The organism is Lentzea sp. NPDC003310, from assembly GCF_040610935.1.
In the GTDB taxonomy this organism is placed as follows: Bacteria; Actinomycetota; Actinomycetes; order Mycobacteriales; family Pseudonocardiaceae; genus Lentzea.
Window position 1 is genome coordinate 244510 of sequence record NZ_JBEXNC010000003.1, and the last position, 21919, is coordinate 266428.

Consider the following 21919-nt stretch of genomic DNA (forward strand, 5'->3'; position numbering starts at 1 on the left):
CACAAACGTGGCCGGGGCCGCCGTTCGCACCAGCGCTGGCACGAACGACGGCCCCGGCCGCCCAAGAGCAGGCTCAGCCCGCCCGAAGAACCTCCGAACCCTGCGCGCCGAACAGGTTCGGCTCGGCGGGCCGGACCCCGATGTCGCGCATCTGCTCCAGGTACACCTGGTACCGCCGCCGCGCCTCGCCGTGCCGCCCGGCCGCCCGCAACGCCCGCACCAGCCGCACGTGCGCGCTCTCGTCGTAGCGGTCCAGTTCGAGCATCCGGATCAGGTAGCCGACCTGCAGGTCCGGGTCGCGGACCAGCCGCACCAACGCCCGCAGCACGGCCGTGTAGCGCGCGCCGACCTCCTCGCGCACCTGGACCGCCCACTGCTCGTAGGGTTCCTCGGCCAGGAACTCGCCGAGGTACAGCTCGTCGGCGTCGGTCAGCAACGCCGCTGCGGCCGGGTCGCCGCGCCGGTCCGCCACGAGCGCGGTGCTCGCGGCGTCCAGGAACCCGGCGACGTCGAGGTCCACGAAGGACAGGTCGAGCGACACCGTGTCGCGGTCCGCCACCAGCGGTTCGGCGTCGGCCGGCAGGCCCGGTACCGACAGCACGGCCCGCAACGTCGAGAGCAGCACGGACAACCGGTTCGCCGTGCGGTCCGACCGGTCGTCCGGCCACAGCAGCTCCACGAGCTGGGGCCGCGGCACCGCCCGTCCCCGGTTCGCCGCCAGGATCTTCAGCAGGTCGCGCGCCTTCTTCGACTGCCACGACGCGGCCGGCACCGGCACGCCGTCGCGCAGCACCTGGAACCCGCCCAGCGTCCGGACGGCGATCCGCGCCCGCCGCCGCGTCCCCGCTCCCAGCACGTCGGCGAGCAGGACGTCGGTGCGCACACCGTGCGCCCGCAGCTCGTTTTCGAACGACGTCGTCTCGGCACCGGTCGAGCGCGCCAGCGCCAGTTCGGCAGTCGCCGCGCCCACCGGGTCGCCCGCCACGCGCCACACCATCGCGGCCTCGGCCAGGAGCGCCGGACCGTCGGCCGAGGTCGCCGCCGCGAGCTGCAGGGCGTCCGCGAGCCCCGCCCGGTCACCGCGCCTCCCCGCGAGCGACCGGGCCGTCGCCGCGTCCGCCCGCGCCGTCTCCCGGTCCCCCGCGAGCACCGCGACCCAGCCGCGGGCGAGCAGCGCGGGAACCTCGCGCACGCGCAGCACCTGGCTCGTGGCAACGGCTTCCTCGGCGAGCGCCCGCGCGGCCACCGCGTCCTCGCCCGCGACGACCCGCGCGAGCGTCGCCCGCACCAGCGGGTCGGCGCCGGGCAGTGCCAGCGCCTCGTCCAGGAACGCCTGCGCCTGGCCCGGTTCCCCGCGCCTGCGGTGCGCCTCCGCCCTGATCACCAGGTTCCTCGGGCACGTACCGGCGTCGCGCAGGGCCTCGTCGAAGCGGCCGAGCCGGACGGCCGCGAGCGCCCGGACGCCGCGGCAGTCCTGCTCGTGGCCGGTGAGCCCGGCCTGCCTGCCGAGGACGAGCAGCTCGTCGACCTCGGCGAGCGCCTGCTCCGGCCCGAACTCATCGGCGAGGAACCGCGCGCGCTCGCACCGGATCGTCAGCTCCAGCATCCGGCAGCCGGCCCGGCGCGCCCGGTCCGCCGCCCGGCCGTAGTGCATCTCGAACGCCGCCCGGTCACCGCCGAAGCCCGCGAGCACCCCGAAAGCCCTGCTGCTCCAAGCGAACGCGCCGTGCCCGCCGCACCTCTTCGCGGACTCCGCGCACCGCTCCGCCAGCTCCTCCGCCCGTGCGATGCGCCCGGTCTCCCGGAACCAGCGCACCGCGAGCGACAGCAGCCGCACCTCGTCCAGGGACGCGATGTCGTCGAACACCGTCCGCTCGAACACCTCGACCGCCTGACCGGTCTGACCCGCCAGCGCGTGCAGCTGCCCGCGACGCCACGACGACCGCACGGTGTGCTCGCCCGACTGCTCGTAGCAGTGCAGCGCCCCGAGCCAGTCCCCCTTGTGCTGCAGGGCGAACCCCCACACCAGGTACAGCCGCGCGTCGTCGATCTCCAGCTGTTCCAGCGCGGCGAGCACCGCGTCCGCGTCGCCGCCCGCCACGATCTGCTCGTCGCGGCGCAGCAACAACCGTGCGACCAGGTCCCACCGGCGCACGGCGACCAGGTGCGCGAGCGCGTCGGCGTGCGCACCGGTGCGTTCGCAGAAGACAGCGGCCTTGAGCCGGATGTCCTCGTCCTCGACACCCTCCTGGCGCAGCAGGTCCGCGACGGGTGCGAGGACGCGCCAGTCCGGCCCGGTCACCAGTCCGCGCCCGGCCAGTCCGGCCAGCGTCTCGCGCACGTCGGAGAACCCGAGCGCCACGCAGAGCGCCGTGGACACCTTGCCCAGCAACGCGATCGCCCGCACCAGGTCCTGGTTGCGCGCGGGCTCCGCCGCGAGAGCGGACGCCGCCACCTCCTCGGTGAGCTCGCCGTGGCACACCGCCGCGGGCCAGCCGCCGGTGCGCGCCAGCACCTGCGCCGCGTCGCCGTCGACGAGCGCGGCGATCTCCTGCTCGGAGAAGGCGAGCTCGCGCGCGCCGATCTCGCCGGCCGGTCCGGGGTCGAACGCGAGCGCGCCGCGGGTCAGCAGCACCAGACCGAACCGGTCGGGGCTGGTGCGGCACAACGCCTCCAGCAGCCGGGCGCTCTCGCCGCGCACCGCGTCCGCGTCGTCGACCACCAGCACGAGGGGTTCGTCGAGGTGCACGTCCAGCAGGCCGCAGATCAGCGCGGCGACCGTCTCGGCGCCCTGGGCCGTGGTCGTGACCAGCTCGGCGGGCAGGCGCGGTAATCGCTGTCTCAGCGCGCGCAACAGCCCGCGCGACAGGCGTTCCAGCGACACGTCGGCCGCGTCGAGCCACGCCGCCCTGCGCGTGGCGGCCCACGCGGCGACCGACGTCGTCTTCCCCCACCCGGGCCCCGCCGTCACCACGACCACCTCGTGGGCGGTCGCGGCGTCGAGCGTCGCGGTCAGCGCGGGCCGATCCACCAGCCTTGCGGGTAACGCGGGCTGCAGCATCTTCGAGCACCACTTCCTACCTGTACGACCTGTCGGAAGCAGTGCACCAACGCCGTGCATCCGTGCCGCATCGGCGACCGATGCACGGATGTCGGCGCTGGTCAGCTCACTTTCGCGACCTCGCGCACGACCGTCAGCGCGCGCGGTGCGGGCCGCCCGCAGGCACACCGCATGCAGCCGGCGCCGGTGCCGGACAGGTGCGCGCGGGCGTTGTCCGCGTCCACCGCGCCGTCCGGGTAGAGCTCGACGGCCCGTTCCCAGTGCGTGCGCGCCCACTCGTGCTCGCCGCGCCGGGCCGCGACGTGGGCGAGACCCTCGTGCGCCCGTGCCCGCACCATCGGCAGCGCGCCCGCCATCGCGAGTTCCTCGGCGTCGCGGAACATCGTCTCGGCCTCGCGCACCCGGTCGGCGGCGAGGCAGGTCTCGCCGAGCCCGTTCAGCGCGTCGCCCTCCGGCTCGCGCAGGTCCATCCGCCGCGCCGAGTCCAGGGCCTCCCGCCCGGCGGTGAACGCGTCCGCGATCCTGCCCTGCCTCCGGTAGGTCACCCCGAGCCAGGCCAACGAGATGCACTCGCCGCGGCTCATGCCGATCTCCCGGCTGAGCCGCACGGCGCGTTCGAGGGCGGTGGCCGCCTCGCCGTCACGGCCGCGCAGCTGGGCGAGCCAGCCGAGGTTGATGAGCACCACGACCTCGCCGCCGGTGTAGCCGCTGCGCTGGTGCATCGCCAGTGCGGCGCGGAACCGGGCGTCGGCCTCGGCGTGGCGGCCGAGGTTGCAGTCGACGAACCCGAGGTCGATGGTCGAGTTGACCTCGGCCCGCTGGTCGCCGATGGACCGCGCGAGCGCCACAGCCTCCGCGAAGCTCCCGGCGGCGTCGGCCAGCATGCCCGCCTGCACCTGTGCGGCGCCCAGGTCGCGCAGACCTCCCACGGCCGCGGGAAGATCGCCCAGCTCGCGGCTGATCGCGATGGCCCGGCCGAGGAAGTCGAGCACCTCGCCGTGCCGTCCTTCCTCGCGCAACGCGAACGCCATGTTCGTCAGCGCCATCGACTCGCCGCACCGGTCGCCGAGGGCCTGCGCCGCCTTCAACGCGTTGCGGGACAGCTCCAGCACCCCGGACCGCAGTCCCACACGGGTCAGGTACGGCATGAGCAGGCACGGCAGCTGCCACGCGTGCACGTGCCAGCCGTGCGCGCTCGCGTACTCGGCCACCGCCACCATGTTCTTGTACTCGGCGCGGAGCTGGCGCACGTCGTCCTCTTCGGACTCCGCGGCGGGCAGTTCCGGCTGCCACGTCAGGGAGGGCTCGAAGCCGCGCCGTCCCGGCAGGGAACGCCGGCCGCGCACGTCGGCGAGGTGCAGGTAGTAGTCGAACAACCGGTGCCGCGCGGTGTCCAGTTCGGACGGTGGACCGGCGCGGTCGGCGAGGTCGAGGGCGCAGTCGCGGACCAGGTCGTGCAGGCAGTAGCGGTCCGACCTGCGCTGCAGCAGGAGGTTGCACTCGACGAGCTCCTCCAGCACGTCCTGCGCGTCCCAGACCGGCACCCCGGCGAGCGCGGCGGCGGCGTGGGCGTCGAAGTCGGTGCCGGGCACGAGCGACAGCTTCCGGAACAGCTCCTGCCGGTCGGCCGGGAGGTGCTGGTACGACAGGGCGAGCACGCCCGCCACGCTGACGTCGTTCGCGGTGAACGCCCGCGCCCGGCGCTGCCGGTCGCGCAGCTGCTCGGCGAGGTGGGCGACGCTCCACGGCCGCCGCCGGAAGCGCGAGGCCGCGATCCGGATCGCCAGCGGGAGCCCGCCGCACAACGAGATCACGTCCGCGACCGCCTCGGGTTCGGCGTCCGCTCGCTCCTGGCCCGCGATGCGGCTGAACAACGCCACCGCGTCGGCCGCGGGCAGCACGTCCAGCGACACCGGCACGGCGCCCTCGATCGACACGAGGTGGCACCGGCTCACCACCAGCACGACCGACCCGGACGCGCCGGGCAGCAACGGCCGGACCTGGCCCGCGTCGGCGGCGTTGTCGAGCACCACCAGCAGGCGGCGGCCGGACGCCTCGGCGAGCCACAGGTCGCGGCGCGCGGCAGGGTCCACCGGGATGCGCTCCGGTGGCACGCCGATCTGGCGCAGCAGCAGTTCGAGCGCGGCGCCCGCGGCCAGCGGCGCGGTGTCGGCGGTGAACCCACGCAGGTCGACGTAGCAACGTCCGTCGGGGAAGCGGTCCTCCAGCCGGTTCGCCACGTGCACGGCCAGCGCGGTCTTGCCGATGCCGCCCATGCCCTCGAGCGTGACGATCGCGGGCGCCCGGTCCCCGATCGCCTCGACCAGTGCGTCCACTTCGGACTCACGGCCGGTGAAGTCGGGGATGTCGAACGGGAGCGGGGACCGCCGGGGTTCCACCACCGGCACCGGTCGCGCGCGCAGGAGCTCGGCGTGCAGCCCGGCCAGTTCGGGACCGGGGTCGGTGCCGAGCTCGTCGGCCAGCGCCCGCCGGCCCTGCTCGAACACGGTCAGCGCGTCCCCCCTGCGCCCGGCCCGGTCGAGCGCCCGCATGAGCGTGGCGCGCAGCGACTCCCGCAACGGGTGCTCGGCGACCTGGCCCATCAGCTCTCCCAGCAGCGAGGTCACCTCCCCCAGTTCCAGCCGCAGCCCGGCGAGCCGCTCCACCGCCTGCAGCCGTTGCTCGCGCAGGCCCTCGGCCTCCGCGTCGATCGACGGGGACGTGAGCCCGGTGAGCACCGGTCCCCGCCACAGGTCGAGCGCGCTCTGCAGGAACGCCACGGCCTGCGCCGGCTCCCCCCTCCCGGCGAGGGCGTCCGCCTCGCGGAGCCGGGCGCGGAACAGGTCCGCGTCGAGGCTGCCGTCGGGCAGGTCGAGACGGTAGCCGTGGGTGGTGGTCGTCAGGTGGCCACCGCCGCGCGTGACCACGCGGCGCACCGCGGCCGCCGCGTTGCAGACCTGGCGGCGCGCGGTCTGGGGCGGGTCCTCCCACAGCTCGTCGATCAGCCGGTCGAAGGACACGACGGTGCCGGTGCCGAGCAGCAGGAGCGCGAGCAGCTTGCGCTGCCGCTCCCCGCCGAGCGCGACGGGGTGCCCGGCGGACCGCAGTTCGAGCGGGCCCAGAATCCGATAATCCATTCAGCCGCACGCTTTCCGTCTCGGAGTACGCCAGTGTGGCCGTCGGCGGACATCGGTGGCACCGCGGCGAAGACAGGAGATATCACCTTTAAGAGTGGACAAGAGGCGGAAAGATACGCCGGGATTTCTGTACCGATTCAGCCTCGGGTGGAATCACGCTGCGGAGCCGGTCGCGCACACCCCGTTACCAGTTGACGAAGTGGACAAACGCTGTCATATTCCCCTCCGCAGTGATGAGGAAGGGAGGTTCCTCATCGCATCCAGGAGGGGATCAAGAAATGAGAACCGCGGGTTTCTTCGGCGCGCTATTGGCGGCTGCGGCACTGGCCGCGATCACCATTGCCAGTTCCGCAGCGGACACGGCACCGGTGGAATCGGGTAACCAGACCGCGCTCATCATCGGGCCGTGCACGACGGGCGAGTGCTGAACCGACCGGGAATCCCGGTCCGATGTCCACCGAAATGGACTCCCAGGCCCGTGCCGCGAAAGGCATGGCCTTCACCGGCGCCGCACTCGGCGTGATTCTGCTCGCGACCACCGCCGCCCAGTTGCCCGCCGATGTCGTCGGGCCGGGAATCAGCGCCCAGCGCGACGCTTTCCGGTTGTTCTGGCCCGTCGGAATGCAGCTCTTCACGAATGCGGCGGGGCGCGAGTTCACCGTCGTGTACCGCCACGACGAAGCCGCCGGCACGTTCGTCCCGATCACCCGGACCGCGGGTGACCGGGACTACCTGGGCGGCCTCGACCGCGGGGCCTACGCGGACCTGGTCCGGCTGCTGGCCCTAGCCCGGGAACTGCCGGACGACCGCTGGCGGGACTGCGCGGCAGCGACGGTGGCCGACTGCGCCACCGTCGTCTCCACCACCCCTGCGGTGACCTTGACCAGCTATTTCACCAACCCGGCCGCGTGCGGACCCACCGTGTTCGCCGCCGAGAGGCCCAGCCGGGACGGCACGGTCCGGCACGTCGTCCGGGTCGTCCCCGTGGAGCTCACGTGCGCACCCCGGTAGCCCGCGCGCTCGCGTTCGACCCCCGCACGCGGGCTCTCGGCGCCGCTCGGTCACTGGTCGCGATCGCGGAACTGTCCGCACTCGTGTTCACCTCGGACACCGACCTTTTCCCCGTTGTGCCGAATGGACCAATCGGTCCCCGATGTGACGGATTGCGCACTCTTTCACTCTGGTGCCTGGACAGTTCTCCAGGCGCGCAGACAGTTGCCCGACTGGTCACGATCGCCGCACTCGTGCTCGCGGCCTCGGGTTACCGTCCGCGCTGGACGTGCATTCCGCACTGGTACGCGACGTTCAGCCTCGCCGCCGCGATGCACGTGCCCAACGGTGGCGAGAACGTGGCGCGAATCGTCACCCTTTTGCTGATCCCGTTGTGCCTCGCCGACGATCGCGTCTGGCACTGGAGACGACCGGACACGCCATTGACGCCGTGGTGGAGCGGCGCGTCCTGGATCACGCACTGGGCCATTCGAGTGCAGGTCGTGGTCGTCTACGGCCAGGCGGTCTGGATCAAACTCCGGGAACCGGAATGGCGTGACGGCAGCGCGATGCACCATGTGATGCAGGACGCGTATTTCGGAACCGGTTCGCTACTCGTGCCGTTCGCGGATTCACCACTTCTGTCCCCCGCGATCACGTGGGGGACGATCCTGCTCGAATCGGCGATCGTGATCTGCGTGCTCGGGAATTCCCGGTTGCGCCGCACCGCTCTCGCACTCGCGGTGGTGCTGCACGGCGGAATCGTCCTGGCGCTCGGCCTGGTGAGCTTCGGACTCGTGATGATCGGCTTCGTGTCCGCCGCGAGCAGCGGCCGGACGGAGCAACGGGTCAGCGAGCCGACGCCGGCATCCGCCGGACCGCCGCCGCGATGAGCTCGGACGGGGACCCGGTGCCGTACGGCGACGGGATCTCCGCCAGCGCCGCGCGGTGCCCCTCGACGTCGTCCAGCCACCGCAGCACCGCGGCGCCGACCAGCGGACCGGGCGGGACGAGCGTGCCGAACGTGCCCTCGATCTCCGGCCGTTCGGTGCTGCGCCGCACCACCACGACGGGCCGCTTGAGCACGCTCACCTCCTCCTGGATGCCGCCGGAGTCCGACACGACCACGGCGGAGGAGTGCGCCAGCGCGAGGAAGGACCGGTACGGCTGCGGCTCGACCACCTGCAGGCCGTGCAGCAGCGGGTCCAGGCCGAACGCGGTGACGCGCTGCGCGGTGCGCGGGTGCAGCGGCAGCACGACCGGCAGCGGCAGCCGGCCGAGCTCGCGCAGGATCGTCTCCAGGTTGGCCGCGTCGTCGACGTTCTCCGGCCGGTGGATCGTGGCGAGCACGTAGCCGTCGGGCTTGAGGCCCAGCTCGCCCAGCACCACCTCCTCCTCGTCCGCGGAGGGCAGCGCGTGCGCCAGCGCCTCGACGACGGTGTTGCCGGTGACGGCGATGCGGCTCTCCGCGACGCCCTCGCCGAGGAGGTTGCGGCGGTTCAACTCCGTCGGCGCGCAGCACAGGTCGGAGAGGTGGTCGATGAGCACGCGGTTGTGCTCCTCGGGCATCGCGCGGTCGTAGCTGCGCAGCCCCGCCTCCACGTGCACCAGCGGCACGTCGCAGGCGTTGGCGGCCAACGCTCCCGCGAGCGCGGACGTCGTGTCGCCCTGCACGATGACGGCCGCCGGGCGTTCCGCCGCGAGCACCTCGTCGACCGCCGAGACGGCGCGGCCGAGCTGGTCGCCGCGGCGCAGCCCGCCGAGCCGCAGTTCGTGGAAGCCGCCCGGTTCCGGCACATCGCGGCGGATGAGCGAGTACATCGAGCGGTCGTAGTGCTGACCGGTGTAGATCATGGTGCACGCGCTGCCGAAGATCTCGACGAGCGGCGCGAGTTTGATCAGCTCCGGTCTCGTGCCGCAGACGATCGTCACGGTGTTCGTTTCCCGCACCGCGGCAAGGTACTTCATCGATCTTGTCGAAATCGGGCGAATCCCGCCCACGTTCACTCGAAAGAGTTGCCTGGGATATCGCTCGAAAGTGTTGCGGCACAAGCGTGTCGTAGTGTCCGCGCTCATGTCCGGTCATCTGGCACTTGCGGTGTCCACTGTGCTCTACGGCCTGGGGATAGTCGCGCAGACCGTCGCCGCGCGGAGGGCCGACGAACGACCCGGCGCCGGGCTGGGGCTGCTCGCCCGCCTCGCCTCGGACCGCCTGTACCTGCTGGGGTTCACCGGCCAGGTCGGCGGGTTCCTGTTCGCGTTCCTCGCCCGCGAGAGCCTGCCCCTCTACCTGGTGCAGGCCGGTTCGTCGTGCGCGGTCGGCCTCGCCACCGTGATCGGCGTCGTGGCGCTGGGCTGGCGCATCCGGCGCGTCGAGATCGGCGTGCTGGTGGTGATGGCGTGCGGCCTGCTGCTGCTCACCGGCGCGGCCGCGCCGTCCACCGCGCGTGAACTCCCGCTGGTGCCCGCGCTGGTCGTGCTCGGGGTGCTGACGCTCGCGGTGCTGCCGCTGGCCCGCGTCCTCCCTGCCCTGACGCCGGTGCTCGCCGGCGTCGCGTTCGCGGTGGTCGCGGTGGCCGCCCGCAACGTCGCCGGCAAGCCGGTGCTGGACCTGGTGCTGCACCCGCTCACGTGGGTGATGGTGCTCGCCGCGTTCGTCGGGCAGGCCTGCCTCGCCTCCTCGCTGCAACGGGTCTCCGCCACCTCCGCCGTGGCGTCGATGGACGCGACCACCGTGGTGATCGGCTCGGCGGCCGGGCTCGCGGTGATGGGCGACCAGATCGCGGCCGGGCGGGAGTGGTGGGTCGGGCTCGGTGTGCTGCTCGTGGTGTCGGGCGTGCTGGTGCTCGGGTCGGTCGCGCGCAGGCCCGCCGCGGACCTGGTCGGCGCCCGGGACGAGCGGTGAAGCCCGTCGCCAGTGTGTCGCTGGACCTCGACAACCTGTGGGCGTACCTGCGCACGCACGGCGATCCCCGGTGGGAGAGCAGGCCGAGCTTCCTGCCGTCCGCGGTGCCGCGCCTGCTCGACGTCTTCGGTGAGCACCGCCTGACCACGACCGTGTTCGTCGTGGGCGCGGACGCGGAACGGGATGACGGCGCCGAGGCGGTCGCGTCGATGACCGCGGCGGGGCACGAGATCGCGAACCACTCGTTCTGGCACCAGCCGTGGCTGCACCGCTTCTCCGACGAGGACGTGGAGAAGGAGGTCCTGCGCGCCGAGGAAGCGATCATGGCCGCCGGAGCTCCGAAGCCGGTCGGGTTCCGCGGGCCGGGCTACAGCGTGACGCCCGCGTTGCTGGACGTGTTGCGGCGCAGGGGTTACAGCTACGACGCGAGCGTGCTGCCGACCTGGATCGGGCCGCTGGCGCGGGCGTACCACAACCGCTCGGCCGGGTCGACGGACGGCGGCGAGGACCTGTTCGGCGGGTTCGGCAAGGTGCGCGCGCCCAACACCGCGTACCGCTGGCGCGACGGACTGGTCGAGCTGCCGGTGACGACGATGCCGTTGCTGCGCGTGCCGATCCACGGCGCGTACCTGTTGCAGCTGCACCAGGTCTCGCCCCGGCTGGCGCGCGGGTACTTCCGCACGGCGTTGCGGTTGTGCCTGCTGCGCAAGGTCTCCCCGTCGTTGCTGCTGCACCCGACGGACGTGCTCTCCGGTGCCGAGGCGCCCGGGATGGAGTTCTTCCCCGGCATGGCCGTGCCCGGCGCCGAGAAGGTCGCGCTGCTGGGCTGGGTGCTGTCGTCGCTGCGCCGCCACTTCGACGTGGTCGGCACGGGCGCGCACGTCGAGCGGATCGCGAATTCCGCGCTGCGCGAACGGGATCCGGTCGCATGTGGCTGACCGTCCTGCTGCGCGTCCTCGCCTGCGGGACGGTGGCACTGGCGCCGCTGGAGGGGTACCTGCTGCAGGCGCACGCGCAGTCGGCCAAGGTCGTGCCCGCCCTGCTGATCGGCGTGTGGCTGTTCTCCCTGCTGCGGCGACGAAGGCTGCCTTCGGCACACCCGGTGCAGCTCGTCGTCGCGCTGCTCGCGGTGGTGCTGCTCGCGACGTCCGCGGTGCACGTGGCCGAGCCGTTCACGCTCGAGTACCTGGTGCGGTGGGTGCCGTTCCTGGTGATCGCGGTGGTGCTGGCCGACGTGGCGGCGCGGGACGTGCCGGTGAGCTGGCTGCTCGCGGCGGCGGTCGCGGGCGCGGTCGTGGCGGCGGGCGGGGGCCTGCTCAGCGTGGCGGGCGGCTCGTTGCGCGCCACCGGTCCGCTGGAGGACCCCAACGACCTCGCGTTCTTCCTCGTGGCGGCGCTGCCCCTGCTGGTCGCGCTGCCGGTGCGGTCGCGGGCCCTGCCGCTGATGCTCGGCGTGGTGCTGGTGGCCGGTGCCGCGGCGACGTTCTCGCGCGGCGGCGGGATCGCGCTGGCCTGCGCGCTGACGTGGCTCATCGCGCGCCGCGCCCTGCCGGTCCGCGCGGTGGTCGTGACGGCGGCGGTCGCGGGCCTCGCGGCCCTGGTGTTCGCCTCGGCGGCGCAGGCCGAGCTGTCCCGGGCGTTCCAGGAGAAGAGCCACATCGCGGGTACCAACGCCGACACCCGGATGCTGCGCTGGCAGGCGGCGTCGCGGATGCTCGCGGACGACCCGGTGCTCGGCGTCGGGCCCGGCGGGTTCCGCCAGGAGTACGCGGCGGCCGGGCGCAACGCGGAGATCGACGAGCAGACCCCGGTGGCGCACAACCTGTTCCTCGAGGTGGCGGCCGAGCTCGGGGTGCCGGGTTTCGCGCTGCTGATCGCGTTCGTGGCCGTCGGGTTCGTGGCGAGCGAACGGGCGTTGCGGCGCGGGCACGACCGGCGTGAGGCCGTGGCCGTGCAGGCGGCGCTGATCGCCGTGCTGGTCGCCTCGATCTTCCTGTCCGAGCAGTACTACCTGCCCCTGTGGTCGCTGGTCGCCTTCGCGGCCGCGATCGACCGGCGTTCCACCGAGGAGTCCCGATGCGCGTTCTCCACGTGATCAGCGAGATGGGCGCGGGCGGTGCCGAGGCGCTCGTGGCCGGGATGGCCCTGGCGGGCGGTGACGTCGGCTGGGAGTCCGCGGTGGCGTCCGGTCCCGGGTTCCGCCTGGAGTCGTTGCGCGCCGCCGAGATCCCGGTCTTCGCGGTGCCGCTCGCCCGTCGCTCGCCGCTGGGCGTGCTGCGCGCCGTCCGGGCGGCGCGGGTGGCGGTGCGCCGCTTCCGGCCGGACGTCGTGGTGGCGCACAACGTGTCCGCGTCGCTGGTGGCGCGGCTGGCGGCCCGGCGGCCCGTGGTGACGGTGTTCCACGGCGTGGCCGAGGCCGACGTGCCCGGTGCGGTGCGGGTGTTGCGCCGGGTGTCGTCCGTCGTGGTGTCCGTGGCGTCGGCCGCGCGGGACCGCCTGCGCGACGCGGGCCTCGACTCGGTCGTGATCCCCAACGCCGCCTTCCCCTCCACACCGGCCGTCGACCGGGCGACCGTGCGCGCCCGGCTCGGCACACCGCTCGACGTCCCCGTCGCGCTGTGCCCCGCCCGGCTGGAACCGCAGAAGCGGCACGACGTGCTGCTCGACGCGTGGGCGCAGATCCCCGGCGACTGCGAGCTGTGGCTCGCGGGCGACGGCAGCCTGCGCGCGGACCTCGAGGCGCGCGCCGACGGCCGGGTCCGGTTCCTCGGCACCCGCACCGACGTGCGCGATCTGTTCGAGGCCGCGGACGTCACCGTGCTCACCAGCGACTGGGAGGGCATGCCGATCGCGCTGCTCGAGTCGCTGGCGGCGGGCCGCCCGATCGTCGCGTCCGACGTGGACGGTGTGCGCGAGGTCCTGTCCGGCGGCGGTGGCGTCCTGGTCCCGCGCCGCAACCCGGGCCAGACCGCGCGGGCGTTGCGCGGCCTGCTCTTCTCCCCCGCCGCGCGTTCGGTGGCCGCGTCCCACGACGGCACGGCCGACGCGCACGCGTTGATGAAGTCCTACGACGAACTGCTCCGTACCGTCCTGGAGGGACGATGAAAGCTCGCAGAGCTGTGCTGGAAGGCCTGGTGGCCGCCGTGCTGGTGGGCGCGGCCGTGCTGCTGGCCGTCGCACTGCGCGACGGCGTCACCGAGGGCAGGCTGACCCTGCTCGCCACCCCGTCCGCCCCGGACAGCGCGCAGTTCGGCGAGGTCACCTCCCTCGCCGCGCCGGCGGTCGTGCAGCTCGTGCGCAGCCCGTCCGTGCTGGACCCGGCGGCGCGCGCGGCGGGCACGACCCCGGACCGCCTGGCCGCCGCCATCTCCGTGGAACTGGTCCCGGCCTCGGGCGTCGCCCGCATCGCGGTCCGCGCGGACTCGGCCGAGCACGCCTCCGCCGCGGTGACGGCGGTGGCCGAGGCCGTGATCGCCGCGGACCTGCTGGCCCCGGCGGCCCGGTTCCGCCTGGTCGACCCACGCCCCGAGACGTCCGTCGTGTCCCCGGACTGGCGCCTCGCCACCGGCCTCGCCCTGGCAGCCGCGGTGATCGCCGGGGTGGCCGTGGTGGCGGTGCGCCGCCTGCGCCGCGACGTGGTGGGCGGCGCGCTGGCGTCCGCCCGGGTCGGCCACCCCGTGGTGGTCGCCGACGACGGCGATCCCGACCTGACGGAGCGGCTGACCGCGCTGTGCGTGGCGGCGGCACGGCCCGTGCGGGTGCTGCCGGTGAGCCCGTCGCTCGGGGAGCGGGCGGAGGAGCTGGCGAGGGCGTTGCCGGACAAGGCTTCCGAGCCGGCGGACGGGACCGCGGTGATCGCGGTGGCGTCGCGGGACCGGGCGCGGCGCCACGACCTGGCGACGGCGCTCGCGGTCCTGCCGCCCACCTCGGTGCTGGTGGCGGTGGTGCTGGCGTGACCGAGACGAAGTACGGGCCTCCTGCGGACGAGAGCCGCGCCGGTGGTGGCGGCGGCGGGGAAGACGGCGTCAGCCCCAGCAGCGGCAGGACCGGCAGTAGCCGCGGCGGGGAAGGCCCCGTCAGCACCAGCGGCGGCGCCACCTCGAGCGCCGGCCGCTCCCACGGCGGCGCGGACGGCGACGGCATCGACAGCGGCTCCCTCAGCGGCAACATCGACGACACCCCGTCCCGAACCAGCGGCTTCTCACTGGCCTCTCACTGGGCCGCCCTCGTGCACCGCGTGGACCTCCCGGTCGTCCTCACGGCCCTGAGCCTCACGGCCCTCGCCGCCCTGGCCGCGGTGGCCGCAGCGGCCTCGACGGCCATCGTCCTCGCGGTGGTGCCCGAGTGATCACCACGACCAACCGGGCAGGCCTCGCCAAGACCATCGGCGTCGCCCTCGTCGCACTGGCCGGCACCCTCAGCGCCCTGCGCGCGCTGCAGCCCTCGTGGCAGGTGCCGCTGCCCACCGAGGCGAACCTGCCCGAAGAACGGATGCAGGACTTCCGGGACGCGCTCTACTTCCCGATCCGCGAGTTCCTCGCCGGCGGCAACCCGTACGACCCGGCGGTGATGTTCGAGCACTGGCCGGTGCGGCAGAACTTCAACCTCTACCAGCCCTACCACCTCGTGCTGCACCTGCCGTTCGCGCTGCCCGAGTACCGGGTGGGCGCGGTGGCGTTCGCGCTGGCGTGCCTCACGCTGCTGATCGGGCTGGCCGTCATGGCGGCGGGGCGGGCGCGGCTGCCGCTCGTGGCCGGCACCGTCGTCATCGCGACGCTGCTGGTGACGAGCCAGGTCGGCAAGGCCCAGATGTACGTGGGGCAGGTCAACCCGCTGATCGCCGTCGGCGCGGCCGGGGCGTTGTCGTTGCGCGCCAAGAGCCCCGGGTGGGCGTCGGCCGCGCTCGCGCTCGCGTGGTTGAAGCCGCAGTTCGGGCTTCCGCTGGCGCTGCTGCTGTTCGTGCGCGGGGACCGCAGGGTCGCCTTGCTGGGCACGGGCATCGCGGCGGTGGCGAGTCTGCCGGTGGCGGCGATCCTCGTGCTGCGGGGTGGCGGGGTCGGGGCGTTCCTCGACGTCATCTCGCGCAACCTCGAGTGGGCGAGCGCCACCGGGTACGGCGCGGTGGACTCGATGACGGCGCAACGGGTCGACCTGCCCGCCGTGTTCTTCCGGACGACCGGGTGGTTGCCGCCCGCCGCGGAACTCGTGGCGCTGTGCGGGGTCCTCGCCGTCACGGCGCTGCTGGCGCGCAAGCTCGACCGCACGCGGGACGGTTCCGCGGTCGCGGATCTGCTGACGTGCCTGGGCATCGTCGTGGCACTGGTGCACCAGCCCGGTGACGTGCTGATCGCGGTGCCGGCGATGACGGTGTTGGCCGTCCTCTGCTGGCGGAGGCGCAAGGACGGCCACTGGCGGTGGGCCGGCGTCGCCACCCTGCTGCTCGCGGTGCCGTTCGCGCACCTCCACTTCGTCGACGTGGCGGTCAAGAGCGTGCTCGGGGCGCGGGCCGCCGTCACGCTCGACGGCGTCGCGGTGGTGGCGGCGTGGCTGGTGCTCGCGGTGTTCGCGTTCAGGCACGTGCGGCGCACCGCATGACGGACGTGGCGGTGCGGGGGTCGCTGTGGCTCTTCGCGGTCAACCTGGTGAGCAAGAGCAGCCAGATCGTGGTGACCCTCGCGCTCGCCCTGTTCCTGACCGAGGCCGACCTCGGTGCCGTGGCGCTGGTCGTGTCGATCGTCAACATCGGTCAGGTCGTCCAGGCGATGGGCGTGTACGACATCGTCAGCCGCACCGCCCGCGAGCCGCTCCGGACCGCGGGCACCGTGCTCACGATGAGCGTCGCGGCCGGCGTGGCGCTCGCGGCGGTCATCGTCGTCGCCGCGCACCCGATCGCCACGGCGCTGGGGGCTCCGGAGGCCGCCGGGATGCTGCGGCTCGCGGCGCTCACCCTGCCGTTCACGGCGGCGGGCGGCGTGCAGATGGCGTTGATGCACCGCGAGCTCGACTTCCGCCGCCGCATGCTCCCCGACGCGGGCGGAATGCTGGTCGGCGCGGCGGTCACCGTCACGCTGGCGGCGACCGGGACCGGCCCGACGGCGCTGGTGATGGGCCTGCTCTGCACCGCCGTCGCCCAACCCGTGCTCGCCGCGGTGGCCGGAGCGCGGATCCGGCCCACCTGGGACCGCGACGCCGCGGCCGAGGCGGCGGGGTGGCTGGTGGTCGTCGGCCCCGGCGCGCTGATCGCGGTGCTGCTGATCAACGTCGACTACCTCGCGATCGGACACGTCCTCGGCCCGGAGGCGGTGGGCGGGTACTCGCTCGCGTTCCGCATCGCCTGGGTGCCGTACATCATGATCGCGGTCGTGCTCGGCGGTGTGCTGTTCCCGATCTGCGCCGGGCTGGTCCGAAGTGGACGGAGCGACGAGCTCCCCGCGACCCTGCACCGGTTCACCGTCGCGACACTGGTGATCACCGGTGGCCTGTACACCACGGTCGCGCTCTCGGCGCACGGCATCGTCGTCCTCGGAGAGCAGTGGGCGGACGCGGCCGGCCTGCTCGTGCTGCTGTGCGGCTACGGTCTCGGCCTGGGCCTGCTGCACGTCTGTTACCAGGTGATCCGCGCCGCCGGGCACGCCCGCCAGTACCTCGCCCTCGAAGCCACCCACCTCGTCGCCCTGCTGACCGCGCTCGTGTTCACCACCGAACGCGGCCCGGCGGCGGTCGCGCTCACGCAGCTGGCCGTCGTCTGGCTGCTCGTACCGGTGACCTGGCTGGTCCTCGTCCGCCACGGCCTCGCGTTCCCCGTCCCGGTCCGCGCGCTCGCGACCGTGCTCGGCGGAGCGCTCGCCTGCTGGGCCCTCGCCGCGGTGCTCCCGGACAGCACCACCCCGGCCGGCGTCGTGACCACCGGACTGCTGCTCCTCGTCACCTACGGCGCGATCGCCCTCCCCCTGAACCGAACCGTCCTCATCGGACTGAAGGAGCGCGCGTGAAGATCGTCCACGTCACGCAGCCGGTCGAGGCCGGGGTCGCCGTCGTGGTCCTCGCCCTGGCCCGCGCACAGCGACGACAGGGCTGGGACGTCGCGATCGCCTGCCCTCCCACCGGATGGCTGCCGGACGAGGCGCGCCGGGTGGGCATCCCGCTGCACCCCTGGCCCGCCACGCGCACCCCAGGCCCGGCCACCGCACGAGAACTGCGCACCATCGCCAAGATCCTGCGCACGCACCGCCCGGACGTCGTGCACCTGCACAGCTCCAAGGCCGGTCTCGCGAGGCTCGTGCTGCGGGGCGGCACCCCGACGATCTTCCAGCCGCACCTGTGGTCGTTCCGCGTCGCCACCGGCCTGCTCAGCCGGGCGAGCCGGCGCTGGGAGACCTGGGCGTCCCGCTGGACCACCCTGCTGCTCTGCGTCAGCGACGACGAGCTCGCCGCGGGTCGTACCGCCAAGATCACCGCACGCGCCGAGGTCGTCTGCAACGGCGTGGACACCGCGGGTCTCACCCCGCGCCCCAAGGCCCACGACACCCCCACGGCAGTGTGCGTCGGCAGGCTGGCCCACCAGAAGGGCCAGGACCTGCTGCTCGCAGCGTGGCCCGGCGTGCTCGCGAAGGTCCCGGACGCCGAGCTCGTGCTCGTCGGCGACGGCCCGCTGGCCGCACGGCTCAGGTCCACCGCACCGCCGAACGTCCGCTGGCACGGCCACAGCACCGCGGTCGCCGAGCACTACGCCGACGCCGACGTCGTGGTCCTGCCCTCCCGCGCCGAGGGCATGGCCCTGGTGCCGCTGGAGGCCATGGCCTGCGGGCGTTCCGTGGTCGCGTTCGACGTCGAGGGCGTCGCGCAGAGCATCGGCGACGCGGGCGAGGTCGTCCCGGCCGAGGACGTGAACGCCCTGGCGCAAGCGGTTGCGCTGCGGCTGTCCGACCCGGAGCTCGCCGCCACCGAAGGAAAGCGGGGCCGGCAGAGGGCCGAGACCCTGTTCGACCGCGACCGCATGACCGACCGGATCGTGACGCTCACCGCGACGCTGGTCGCCGAGGAAGGACGCAGATGACACGGATCGCCTACCTGCTCACCCAGGACAGCGGTGGCCCGGTGGACGTGACGGTGCGCCTGGCCGCCGCGCTGGCCAAGTCCGGCGACGCCGAGGTGCGCGTGTTCGGCCCCCGGCCCCGGCGCGGCGCGGAGCTCGTCGACCCGTACTTCGAAGAGACCCTGGTGCTGCGCAAGGGGGACATGGCCGCCGCACGGCAGGCGCGCGCCGCGATCAAGGCGTGGCGGCCGGACGTCGTGCACGCCCAGGACCGCCGCTCCGGACTCGTCAGCGCGGGCCTCGCGACCAGCGGCACCAAGATCGTGCACACCTACCACGGCGTGCCGGACGAGGTGGCCGAGCCGTGGTTCCGCAACGTCCGCGGCGCCACCCCTCCCCCGGCCTACACCAGGGCGGTGCTGGCCGCCGACGCCGCCGTGGCCCGCGTCGTGCACCGCACGGTCGTGCCCGCCAGGGAGATGGGCCGGTTCCTGCGCGAACGGCTCTACGTGCCCCCGCACCGGATGACCCACATCGACAACTGCGTCGAGGTCGGGGCCGTGAGCCCGCCCGCACGGCCGGTGCGCAGGCTGATCTTCGTCGGACTCCTGGTGGAGCGCAAAGGCCTGCTGAACCTGCTCGACGCGCTGGAGACCACGATGCCGGAGGACGCAACGCTCACGGTCGTGGGCGACGGTCCGCAACGGCTCCAGGCCGAGGGCAGGGTGACGCGCCGGGGTCTCGCGAACCGGGTGGAGTTCCTGGGCTTCCGCGGCGACGTCCCCGAACTGCTGCTGGAGCACGACGCTCTCGTGCTGCCGTCCACAATGGAGCAGCAGCCGCTCGTCGTCGCGGAGGCCATGGCCGCGGGCAAACCCGTCGTCGCCACGGACACCGGTGGCGTCGCGGACATGCTGGGCGTGCCGGGCGAGGAGTGCCCGAAGCCCGGTGACGTGGCCGCGCTGGCCGCGAAGCTGCGGCAGCTCTTCGCCGACCCCGACCCCGCGAGCACGGGTGACCGGCTCGCCACGAGGGCGCGGGAGCGGTTCACGCCCGAGGTGTGCGCCCGCAGGCACCTCGACCTCTACCGGCGGCTCACCGCTTCGGACCGTTGACCAGCACCACCGCGTCGGCGGACGGCAGGTCCAGCTGGGCCGGCACCGCTTCGCCGCGCAGCGTCACGAGGCCCGGCGGAGGCGTCAGCAGCGCGGACGTCTTCGTCGGGTTCACGGCCACCCAGCCGTTCGAGTACCGGCGGTTCCACACCCCGTTCGGCAGGCGGTTGGCCGTCTCGACCGCCTCGCCGAGCCGCGCGTCCTGGTAGAGCGACCAGTACGGGTTCTTGTAGTCGGGCTGGGCCCTGGTCCAGCACGTGTGCGGGCTCGCGAGGAGCGCGGCCGAGGCGTACCCGACGCGTTCCTCCTTGTCCGTCTTCGTGTGCGTGATCAGCAGCAACCAGGACTCGCCGAGCGCGGCCTGGGCGCGCTGCTCCTTGAACTGGTTGCCCTGGAACGTGATGAGCTCGCCGGTGCCGTCGTCGCCCTGCAGCCCGAAGTTCTCCTCCATCGCGCCCGCGTACCGGGAGTGCGCCGACCAGCGGCCGGGCGTCAGCTGGGACTCGGAGACGTTGGGGATCAGCATCTTCCCGGACTTCTCGAGGAGGTCCCCGGTCAGCTGGAGCATGCCGTCGAGGCCGTCGCGCAGCAGCCGGTCCGTGCCCGCGGGGTCGGCGGTCCCCGCGATCACGCCGGACGAGTAGTACTTGAGCGAGCTGAAGTCGTTGTCCGCCAGCACGCCGTCCCAGCCCTCGCGGAGCACCTCGGCGACGACCGCGTCCGACCACGCCTTCTGGTAGGCCGGGTCCCAGACCGCCATCTGCCAGTGTTGCGGGTAGCCGTCCCACTCGATGCGCTTGCCGAGCGTGTCGATCGCGAACCACGCCGGCTGCCGCTGCTGCGCGGCGTTGTACCCGATGCCGGTGGGCAGGTACCGGGCGTCGCGGTCGCCCTCGACGGCGCCGTTGTAGTTGCGCGTGCTGGAGAAGTCCTTGTACACCAGCACCTTGACCTTGGGGTTCAGCTCGTGGAGCTTGCGCATGGCGGCCGTCTCCCACGCGTTGAGCACCACGACGTCGTAGTGCTTCGCGGCGGACCTGATCTCCCAGGACGTGGGCGAGTCGCCGATGCCGTACCACCACGCGCACGGCGCGAGCGCCTTCGGCAGCGGCCCGGTGGTGACCGGGTCCGTCTCCGCGGCGCTGACCGCACATGCACTCGAAAGAAGTACGAGAGCGACAGCTGCGAATCGACGTATCAGCGATTTCTCCGACAACACAACTCACCCGCTGTCATCAGTAGAATCCTCAGGTCAAGCCACAACGACCAATTCGCGATGTAGTAGTTGTCGTATCGAGACCTGTCGGCGATTGAAGTGTCACCTCGCAGACCGTGCACCTGGGCTAGTCCAGTCAAGCCGGTCGGAACGCGATGGCGCGCCCAATATAGCTCGTGAATAGCGGAAAACTCGCGAACGAAACCGGGACGCTCCGGGCGCGGCCCGACAATGCACATGTCGCCGCGCAGGACGTTCCACAGCTGGGGCAGCTCGTCGAGCGAGGTGCGGCGCAGGAACCGGCCGACCGGGCCGACCCGCGAGTCGCCGACGACGGACCACGTGACCTGCGAGTCGTCCGCGCCGGACTGCCGGACGCTGCGGATCTTGAACAGGGTGAACGTGCGGTCGTCCATCCCCACCCTGACCTGCCGGAAGAACAGCGGCCGGCCGCTTTCGACCAGCACGGCGAGGGCGCACAGGCCGATCACCGGGGACAGCACGACCAGGGCGACCGCGGCGAGCAGCAGGTCGGCGGCGCGCTTGATCCACCAGGTCGGCCTGCTGGTCGGGGCGGTGCCGAGGCGCATCAGCGGGTAGCTGCGCAGCCGTTCGATGCCGGGGCCGTCCGGGTGCAGCTCGTACATGCGGGGCACGACCAGGGTGGAGCAGCCGAGGCGGTGCGCGGTGATGGCCGCGTCGACCAGCGGCGAGTCGCGGGTGTGCGAGAACGCGAGCACGACGGTGCCGGCCTTGAGCCGCACGATCGCGTCGGCCAGGTCTCCCTCGACGACCTCCAGCAGCGGCGGCTCGCGGTCGGGGTCGGGGCCTGAGTCGGCGAACGCGACGGGCCGCAGACCGAACTGAGGGTGCTCCAGCATGGTCCGCGCGAGGTTCACGCCGACCTCGCCCGCGCCGACGATGATCGTGCGGTCGCAGCGGTCGAACCGGCGGCGGCACCAGCGGCCGAAGGCGAACACGCACCAGCGCACCGGCTCGATGGCCAGCGCGAACTCGAGCATCGCCCACTGCACCGGGGACAGCTCGGCCTGCTCGGTGCCGGTGACCAGGCCCACCCCGGAGAGCAGGGCGAACGCCAGCGCCGTGCTCGCTGCGGACCGGGGCAGGTCCTGCAGCCAGGACAGCCACAGCCGCCGCCGGTAGAGCCGCCACGCCCCCCTGATCGTGAGCACCGCGGCCACGACCCAGGCCCCCCAGGCCCAGGCGACGTCGTGCCGCACGCACACCACGACGAGCGTCACGAGGTCCGCGAGGGCGAGCAGGACCGCGACCGCGTTCACCCGGCTGAGCACGTCCCGGCCCACCGAGGACGGCTTGAGGGGCCGCTGCGAGGGCCGGCGGAGATCAGTCTCGCGCGCGAGGGGTGGTTCTGCTGGAACGGCAACCGCCGAGAATCGCCTCATGGAAGATCATCCGATCGAAGGAGTTGGAGTCGCAGA

At 73.3% G+C, this 21919-nt stretch carries 18 protein-coding genes; 13 read left to right on the forward strand and 5 right to left on the reverse strand.

The features are described from left to right. Positions 1-73: 73 nt before the first annotated feature. Both ABZX02_RS06420 and ABZX02_RS06425 read right to left on the reverse strand, forming a co-directional pair. On the reverse strand, positions 74-3061 hold the full coding sequence (locus tag ABZX02_RS06420; protein ID WP_355295429.1) for an AAA family ATPase: 2988 nt from the start codon (positions 3059-3061) through the stop codon (positions 74-76). Positions 3062-3162: 101 nt separating this feature from the next. Then, a complete protein-coding gene (locus ABZX02_RS06425) occupies positions 3163-6198 on the reverse strand; it encodes a BTAD domain-containing putative transcriptional regulator (RefSeq protein WP_355295431.1) in 3036 nt (1011 codons plus the stop codon). Between the two features lie 278 nt (positions 6199-6476). On the opposite strand from ABZX02_RS06425, the gene ABZX02_RS06430 reads away from it, so the two are divergent. The 3 genes from ABZX02_RS06430 to ABZX02_RS06440 are packed head-to-tail and all read left to right on the forward strand — an operon-like array spanning position 6477 to position 8081. Next, the gene (locus ABZX02_RS06430) at positions 6477-6626 is read left to right on the forward strand and encodes a hypothetical protein (RefSeq protein ID WP_355295432.1); all 150 of its coding nucleotides are present in this window, start codon (positions 6477-6479) and stop codon (positions 6624-6626) included. A 22-nt stretch (positions 6627-6648) separates the two neighbouring features. Further along, positions 6649-7209 carry a hypothetical protein gene (locus tag ABZX02_RS06435; protein WP_355295433.1) on the forward strand — a complete coding sequence of 187 codons (561 nt, stop codon included), beginning with the start codon at positions 6649-6651 and terminating at the stop codon, positions 7207-7209. After that, the gene (locus tag ABZX02_RS06440; protein WP_355295435.1) at positions 7194-8081 is read left to right on the forward strand and encodes a sporulation-delaying protein SdpB family protein; all 888 of its coding nucleotides are present in this window, start codon (positions 7194-7196) and stop codon (positions 8079-8081) included. Before ABZX02_RS06435 ends, ABZX02_RS06440 begins: the two co-directional genes overlap by 16 nt. On the opposite strand, the gene wecB is transcribed toward ABZX02_RS06440, so the two are convergent. Then, complete coding sequence (wecB, locus tag ABZX02_RS06445; protein WP_355295437.1) at positions 8038-9138, reverse strand: UDP-N-acetylglucosamine 2-epimerase (non-hydrolyzing); 1101 nt, start codon at positions 9136-9138, stop codon at positions 8038-8040. The two genes, ABZX02_RS06440 and wecB, sit on opposite strands and share 44 nt — an antisense overlap. Positions 9139-9262: 124 nt before the next feature. On the opposite strand from wecB, the gene ABZX02_RS06450 reads away from it, so the two are divergent. From ABZX02_RS06450 to ABZX02_RS06495, 10 genes are read left to right on the forward strand one after another with little or no spacing between them, the layout of a single operon-like run. After that, positions 9263-10093, forward strand: coding sequence for a hypothetical protein (locus tag ABZX02_RS06450; RefSeq protein WP_355295439.1), 831 nt, complete (start codon positions 9263-9265; stop codon positions 10091-10093). Next, complete coding sequence (locus ABZX02_RS06455; protein ID WP_355295441.1) at positions 10090-11031, forward strand: polysaccharide deacetylase family protein; 942 nt, start codon at positions 10090-10092, stop codon at positions 11029-11031. Before ABZX02_RS06450 ends, ABZX02_RS06455 begins: the two co-directional genes overlap by 4 nt. After that, positions 11022-12188, forward strand: a complete 1167-nt coding sequence (locus ABZX02_RS06460; protein ID WP_355295442.1) for an O-antigen ligase family protein — start codon at positions 11022-11024, stop codon at positions 12186-12188. Before ABZX02_RS06455 ends, ABZX02_RS06460 begins: the two co-directional genes overlap by 10 nt. Further along, positions 12170-13198 carry a glycosyltransferase gene (locus tag ABZX02_RS06465; RefSeq protein ID WP_355295443.1) on the forward strand — a complete coding sequence of 343 codons (1029 nt, stop codon included), beginning with the start codon at positions 12170-12172 and terminating at the stop codon, positions 13196-13198. Before ABZX02_RS06460 ends, ABZX02_RS06465 begins: the two co-directional genes overlap by 19 nt. After that, a complete protein-coding gene (locus tag ABZX02_RS06470) occupies positions 13195-14049 on the forward strand; it encodes a hypothetical protein (RefSeq protein WP_355295445.1) in 855 nt (284 codons plus the stop codon). Before ABZX02_RS06465 ends, ABZX02_RS06470 begins: the two co-directional genes overlap by 4 nt. Then, positions 14046-14441 (forward strand): hypothetical protein, encoded by a 396-nt coding sequence (locus ABZX02_RS06475; protein WP_355295447.1) that lies wholly within the window; start codon positions 14046-14048, stop codon positions 14439-14441. Before ABZX02_RS06470 ends, ABZX02_RS06475 begins: the two co-directional genes overlap by 4 nt. Continuing rightward, complete coding sequence (locus tag ABZX02_RS06480) at positions 14438-15688, forward strand: glycosyltransferase family 87 protein (RefSeq protein ID WP_355295449.1); 1251 nt, start codon at positions 14438-14440, stop codon at positions 15686-15688. Before ABZX02_RS06475 ends, ABZX02_RS06480 begins: the two co-directional genes overlap by 4 nt. After that, positions 15685-17085, forward strand: coding sequence for an oligosaccharide flippase family protein (locus ABZX02_RS06485; RefSeq protein ID WP_355295450.1), 1401 nt, complete (start codon positions 15685-15687; stop codon positions 17083-17085). The genes ABZX02_RS06480 and ABZX02_RS06485 overlap by 4 nt, the downstream gene beginning before the upstream one ends. Beyond that, a complete protein-coding gene (locus ABZX02_RS06490; protein WP_355295451.1) occupies positions 17082-18149 on the forward strand; it encodes a glycosyltransferase in 1068 nt (355 codons plus the stop codon). Before ABZX02_RS06485 ends, ABZX02_RS06490 begins: the two co-directional genes overlap by 4 nt. Continuing rightward, complete coding sequence (locus ABZX02_RS06495) at positions 18146-19243, forward strand: glycosyltransferase family 4 protein (protein ID WP_355295453.1); 1098 nt, start codon at positions 18146-18148, stop codon at positions 19241-19243. The genes ABZX02_RS06490 and ABZX02_RS06495 overlap by 4 nt, the downstream gene beginning before the upstream one ends. On the opposite strand, the gene ABZX02_RS06500 is transcribed toward ABZX02_RS06495, so the two are convergent. Both ABZX02_RS06500 and ABZX02_RS06505 read right to left on the reverse strand, forming a co-directional pair. Continuing rightward, on the reverse strand, positions 19224-20459 hold the full coding sequence (locus tag ABZX02_RS06500; protein ID WP_355295455.1) for a putative glycoside hydrolase family 15 protein: 1236 nt from the start codon (positions 20457-20459) through the stop codon (positions 19224-19226). The two genes, ABZX02_RS06495 and ABZX02_RS06500, sit on opposite strands and share 20 nt — an antisense overlap. Further along, positions 20441-21883: a sugar transferase gene (locus ABZX02_RS06505; protein WP_355295457.1), complete on the reverse strand. Its 1443-nt coding sequence runs from the start codon at positions 21881-21883 to the stop codon at positions 20441-20443. Before ABZX02_RS06505 ends, ABZX02_RS06500 begins: the two co-directional genes overlap by 19 nt. Positions 21884-21919: the final 36 nt, after the last annotated feature.